Consider the following 5,865-nt stretch of genomic DNA (forward strand, 5'->3'; position numbering starts at 1 on the left):
GAGATGCGGCAGGGCTTTGCAGCCCAAATCTCCGAGATCCGGGCTGAACAGCAACGATCTGCCGAGCGCTTTGAGGCTCAGATGGCCGAAATGCGGGCCGAGCAGCAGCGGTCGGCTGAGCGCTTTGAGGCTCAGATGGTTGAGATGCGGCAGGGCTTTGCAGCCCAAATCTCCGAGATCCGGGCTGAACAGCAACGATCTGCCGAGCGCTTTGAGGCCCAGATGGCCGAAATGCGGGCCGAGCAGCAACGATCTGCCGAGCGCTTTGAGGCCCAGATGGCCGAAATGCGGGCCGAGCGGCAGGCTATGGAAGCCCAACTCCAGACCGAAATCCAGGAGATCAGGGCGTTGATCCAACAGAACCAGGAGCGGATTCGACAGAACGAAGAGCGGGGAGACGAGCTGGAGGTGGCCATACAGGAGTGCCGCCGAGATATGCAGGCTGGGTTTGCCGAACTGAGGGAAGCGCAAGCCATGATGATGGAGCAATTTCGGGAGCGCGATGGCCGCCTGATCGAGGCTCAACTCAGCTTTATTCGGGAGATGCGGGAAATGCAACGGGAAGTGGCGGAGCTGCGACTGGATTTTCTCAATCACATGCGCCAATACCACCCACCTGTCGAACGTTAAATGGCTACGGCAGCACCTGGGCGGTCACCTCAGCTTGCGGTCGTAGGGGTAGCGGGGGATGGCTCTGTGGCTTCCTGGGGGATCCCCCCCCTTTCCCAAGCCAGGGTTTTGGCAGGAGCCCCTCATCTGCTCCGGCACTTTACCGATCATCCGGCCCGCAAGATCCCGCTCACCGGGCCGGTGGAAAGTTGGATCCCGCTTTTGCAGCAGGAGATGGCTCAGGGATCCCTGGTCTTGTTGGCCAGCGGGGATCCGCTTTTTTTCGGGATCGGGCGGCTGTTGACGGAGTATTTCCCAGCGGAGCGGTTGGCCTTCTATCCGCAGGTGAGCTCGGTGCAGCTGGCCCTGAACCGCCTGCAGATCCCCTGGCAGGAGGCGACCATCCTCAGCCTGCACGGGCGGGGAGTGGAGCGGTTGGAAGCCGTTCTCAAGCAGGGATCCCCTGTGATCGTGGTGCTCACCGATCCGGAGCATACACCGACCGTCTTGGCCCAGTTCATTGCCGACCTGCGGCTGCCGGTGCGTTACCAAGCCTGGGTCTGTAGTCAACTGGGATCCCCTCAAGAACAGGTCGTGCCCCTCCAAGAAGGGGAAGACGCCGTTTTCCCCAGCCCCAACGTTGTGGTGCTGCGACGAGTAGAGCCGGAGCCAGATCCCCATCGCTGGCCTTTGGTCGGGATCCCGGACGACCAGTTCTACACCTTTCCCGACCAGCCCGGCTTGATCACCAAGCAGCCCATCCGCCTGCTCACCTTGGGATCCCTGCAGCTCCCCCAAGAGGGCGTGGTGTGGGATATCGGTGCCGGCACCGGCTCGGTGGCCATCGAAATAGCCCGCCTCTCTTCTCGGCTCCAGGTCTATGCTGTCGAGCGCAACGCCATGGGCATCTGTCTGATTCGGCGCAACCGGCAACGCTTTGGACTGGAGAACCTGCAGGTGATCCCGGGGGCAGCCCCCCAAGTGTTGGCCGACCTGCCAGATCCGGATCGGGTGGTGCTGGGCGGTGGCGGCAAAGGGATCCGCGACCTGCTGCCGGTGGTGGAAGCCCGCCTGCGGCCTGGAGGGATCTTAGTGGCCAACTTCGCTACCCTAGAAACCTGCAGTGAAGCCCTGCAATGGCTGCGTTCTCGGGGCTGGCAAGTTCGAGTAGATCACGTTCAGATCTCCCGCTCTGCCGTCCTGGCCGAGGGCACCCGCTTTGCCCCCCTGAACCCGGTTTACCTGCTGCAAGGGATCCCTTCAAATTGGAAAGCCCAGTAAGCCCCCTGTTGCTCTGCTTTCCCTTCTCCCTGTGGGGGAGGGAAAGTTATCCCTCGTCCTCCTCATCGGCGGTGAACCCCGGTCGGTACAGGTAGGGAGAGGAGGGACGGTTGGTTTTCTTAATTTGGTCTTTGATGGATTCCAGGTCGATGTAGCGATCCGCCAAGTTGATCAGTTGATCGCTGGTCATGGAACGCAGGCTAACCACCTCCACTCGCGCCCCTTGGTAGCTGACGGCATTGACCGCGTAGGCCAAGTCCCCATCACCGCTCACCAGCACAGCTGTCTCATACCAGCGCACCAGCGACAGCATATCCACGGCAATTTCCACATCCAGGTTGGCTCTCTTGGATCCATCGGGCAACTGGGTTAGCTCTTTGGTAACCACGCGGTAGCCATTGCGGCGCATCCAGAGCAAAAACCCCTGCTGCTTTTCGTTGTTGCGATCGACGCCGGTGTAGAAAAAAGAGCGCAAAAGGGGCGACCGACCACTCAGCGTCTTCAGCAGGCGGGTGTAGTCGATCTCAATGCCCAGTTGCAGAGCGGCATAGAACAGATTGGATCCGTCGATGAATATGGCCACACGCCCACGGTTGTCCTGCAAGGGATCCGCAGGCTGAAAGCCGGGATCAGGATCAAGACGCAGCATTCGGGTTTTCTTCTCCAAGTTTTGACAAAAGGGCAGAAAAAAGACGTGTTAAATGGGTTTAATCGCCAATACAGCTCTTTCCGGCAGCACTGACTACAGCTAATGCAGACGCCTCTCTTGTGCGATAGGGATCTTACTGCTTCCCAGAGTGATCTGCAGAATTCCCATGAAGTCGGAAAAAGCCGTAAAAGGCTGCCCCAAGCCTTGGGACACATGATTCACCCTAGCGCAGGAGAGACGATCCACGGAGAAGATTTCCAAAATCCTAAAGAAAAAATACCTACGATAAGGAGAGGCTTTGCGGATGGAGTGCAGGGATGGGCCGGTGCCTTACCGCTTTTCGAGCCCCTTGCACAGAGGGGTGCTGCGCAGCCGCTACAAGCGGTTTTTGGCCGATGTGGAGCTGGAAAACGGGCAACAGATCATCGCCCATTGCCCCAACACAGGGCCGATGAGTGGGGTCTGTCAGGTGGGGGCACCTGTGTACCTCTCCCATCACCCGGAGCCAAAACGGAAACTGGCCTACACCTGGGAGATGATCCAGGTGGATGGGGTATGGGTGGGGATCAACACCAGCTTGCCCAATCGCCTGGTGGACTGGGGGCTGGAGCGAGGGTGGTTTCCCCAGTTGGCAGGGTTTTCTCGCCGGCAACGGGAGGTGACCTGCGGCAGGAGCAAAATTGACTTTCTGCTGACAGGAGACTCTGGCTCGGCCTATTTGGAGGTGAAGAATACCACCTGGGCTGTGGGATCCCGCGCGCTGTTTCCCGATACGGTGACCACTCGCGGCCAAAAACACCTGGAAGATTTGATCGCGGTGCGCCAACAGGGTCAGCGTGCCCTGCTGCTGTACTGGATCAATCGCGCCGATTGCACCAAGTTTGCCCCCGGCGAAGAACGGGATCCCCGCTATGCCCGTCTGTTTCGTGAGGCCCTGCAAGCCGGAGTGGAGATGTTGCCCTATCGGGTCGAGGTTTCGCCGACAGGGATCCGCCCCTTGGGTTTGGCCAAAATCGTTGTCTAAGCACCCCAAAAGAAGGGGCAAGCTCTCTTGAAATGGCTGGGGATCGCCTATAATTCTGTTTTCTCCAGATTCTTCCATTTTCCAGGCATTTGAGGACCATGAGCGAACCTTCCTCCCGTCCTCATCACATTGTTCTCACCTCCCATCCCTCCCCTTATGGGACGCAAGCCCAGCCGATTCGCTGGGGATCCTTGGATCCACTGCAGCGGGGGCCGGTGGTGGGTAGCCTGACCAATCTTGCCCATCGCAATGTCATCGGCACCCATGCGGGAGCCTACGCTGTCTATCGGGCATTGGCTGTGGCCAGTGGCTCTTTGCAGGCGGATCACCGCGCCGATTTAACCAATACTGCCCCGGTGGTGTCGATTGGCCCTCACCCAAGCTGGGGAGATCCAGACCGGATTGTGTCTTTGGATCCCTGGGGAGCGGTTGTGGGAGAAGTCTTTGCCCCCCTCTATGCCCAGGGCTACGACATTCGTCCCACCATTGCCATTACCCAGGCCCACATCCACATGCCCGAACTGCAGGAGGCGGTCAACAAAGGGCGGTTGCGGGTGGATGGCCGGATCCTCAAAGACAATGGCAGCCTGGTGGTCACCAAAGCCGCAATCGAGCCGGTCTGGTACCTGCCGGGGATCGCCAAACGATTGCAGGTGAGCGAAAGCCTGCTGCGCCGCACCCTCTTCGAGCAGACGGGAGGCATGTTTCCAGAATTGGTGACTCGCCCAGACCTATCGGTGTTTTTGCCGCCCATCGGTGGCCAGACGGTGTACATCATCGGGCAAGTGGCCGCCATCACCGACCCGGCTTTGCCCCTGGCGGTGCGGGTTCACGACGAATGCAATGGTTCCGATGTGTTTGGCTCGGATATTTGCACCTGCCGCCCCTACCTGGTGCATGGCATTGAAGAATGCGTTAAGACGGCCCAAGCCGGTGGAGCCGGGGTGATCGTGTACCTGCGCAAAGAAGGCCGCGCCTTGGGAGAGGTGACCAAGTTTTTGGTCTACAACGCCCGCAAGCGCCAGGAAGGAGGGGATCGGGCTGATGCCTACTTCGCCCGTACCGAGTGTGTGGCAGGGGTGCAAGACATCCGGTTTCAGGAGTTGATGCCGGATGTGCTCCATTGGCTGGGCATAACCCGAATCGATCGCCTGATTTCCATGAGCGACCTCAAGTATCGAGCCATCACCAACTCCGGCATTGAGGTTCTGCAGCGGGTGCCCATCCCAGAAGAGCTGATCCCGGCGGATGCCCGTGTGGAGATCGAGGCCAAAAAAGCTGCCGGCTACTACACCGAGGGGGAGGTGCTGGATGCGGAGCGGCTGGCCCAAATCCGAGGAAGAGCCTTGGTGGAGTGAGCGGGATCCCTCATGCAAGTGGCTACCTGGAATGTCAACTCCATTCGCACCCGGCTGCCTCAGGTTTTGGCTTGGCTGGACAGCCAGGGATCCCTGGATGTGCTCTGCCTGCAGGAGACTAAGGTGGTGGATGAAGACTTTCCCCGGGCGGCCTTTCAGGAGCGGGGCTTTCATGTGGAGGTCTACGGGCAAAAGTCCTACAACGGTGTGGCTCTGATCAGCCGGGATCCCCCGGAAAAAGTAGAACGGGGGTTTGGTGCGCTGCTGCCTGCGGCGGCAGATTTGGACGAGCAAAAGCGGCTGATGAGCGCCATCTACCGCGGGATCCGTATTCTCAACCTTTATGTGCCCAACGGTTCTGAGGTGGGATCGGAAAAATACGCCTATAAATTGCGCTGGCTAGCCACGCTGAAGGATTACCTCGCCGTTGCCCTGAGCCAAGGGGATCCCATCTTGCTCTGCGGGGACTTTAACATTGCCCCGGAAGATCGGGATATTTACGATCCCCAAAAAGCGGGAGAAATCATGGCTTCCGAACCGGAGCGACAAGCCCTGCGGGAGATCCTGGCTTTAGGGTTTGAAGATGCGTTTCGCAGGTTCACCCCAGATCCCGGCCATTTTAGCTGGTGGGACTATCGCTCGGGGGGGTTTCAAAGGAATCGCGGCTGGCGCATTGATCATCATTATCTGTCTCGTGAGCTACAGGAGAAAGCCACCGCTTGCTGGATCGATGTTGAGCCACGGCGGGCCGAAAAACCCAGCGATCATGCCCCTGTCATTGTTGCCCTGGATATTTAAGCGCCTTGTTATAGTCATTTCAAGCTAGGTTGAGACACTCCCCAAACGCTCCCTGCCACTGCCTTCACCCCTTCTCTCAGAGGAAGAGGGGAGCCAGGCGGAAATGTTTCATTCCTGTTTAAATGACCATAACAGCTCATACCAAC

6 protein-coding genes are annotated in these 5,865 nt (G+C 59.0%); 5 read left to right on the forward strand and 1 reads right to left on the reverse strand.

From position 1 onward, the window contains the following. Together NW834_RS02055 and cbiE are read left to right on the forward strand one after the other, a co-directional pair. The coding region (locus NW834_RS02055; protein WP_414426203.1) for a hypothetical protein at nt 1-630 on the forward strand (630 nt) is incomplete at its 5' end. Continuing rightward, the gene (cbiE, locus tag NW834_RS02060; RefSeq protein WP_414343955.1) at nt 631-1,890 is read left to right on the forward strand and encodes a precorrin-6y C5,15-methyltransferase (decarboxylating) subunit CbiE; all 1,260 of its coding nucleotides are present in this window, start codon (nt 631-633) and stop codon (nt 1,888-1,890) included. It begins immediately after the preceding gene. A 46-nt stretch (nt 1,891-1,936) separates the two neighbouring features. Here cbiE and NW834_RS02065 read toward each other — a convergent pair whose 3' ends face one another. Further along, on the reverse strand, nt 1,937-2,539 hold the full coding sequence (locus NW834_RS02065) for an NYN domain-containing protein (protein WP_414351935.1): 603 nt from the start codon (nt 2,537-2,539) through the stop codon (nt 1,937-1,939). Nucleotides 2,540-2,864: 325 nt separating this feature from the next. On the opposite strand from NW834_RS02065, the gene sfsA reads away from it, so the two are divergent. From sfsA to xth, 3 genes are all read left to right on the forward strand, one after another. After that, a complete protein-coding gene (gene sfsA / locus NW834_RS02070) occupies nt 2,865-3,563 on the forward strand; it encodes a DNA/RNA nuclease SfsA (RefSeq protein WP_414419863.1) in 699 nt (232 codons plus the stop codon). A gap of 98 nt (nt 3,564-3,661) precedes the next feature. Continuing rightward, a complete protein-coding gene (locus NW834_RS02075) occupies nt 3,662-4,921 on the forward strand; it encodes a GTP cyclohydrolase II (protein ID WP_414343949.1) in 1,260 nt (419 codons plus the stop codon). Between the two features lie 12 nt (nt 4,922-4,933). Beyond that, nucleotides 4,934-5,719 (forward strand): exodeoxyribonuclease III, encoded by a 786-nt coding sequence (xth, locus tag NW834_RS02080; RefSeq protein WP_414351932.1) that lies wholly within the window; start codon nt 4,934-4,936, stop codon nt 5,717-5,719. Nucleotides 5,720-5,865 lie beyond the last annotated feature (146 nt).

The organism is Synechococcus sp. R60.1, assembly GCF_047461835.1.
Classification (GTDB): domain Bacteria; phylum Cyanobacteriota; class Cyanobacteriia; order Thermostichales; family Thermostichaceae; genus Thermostichus.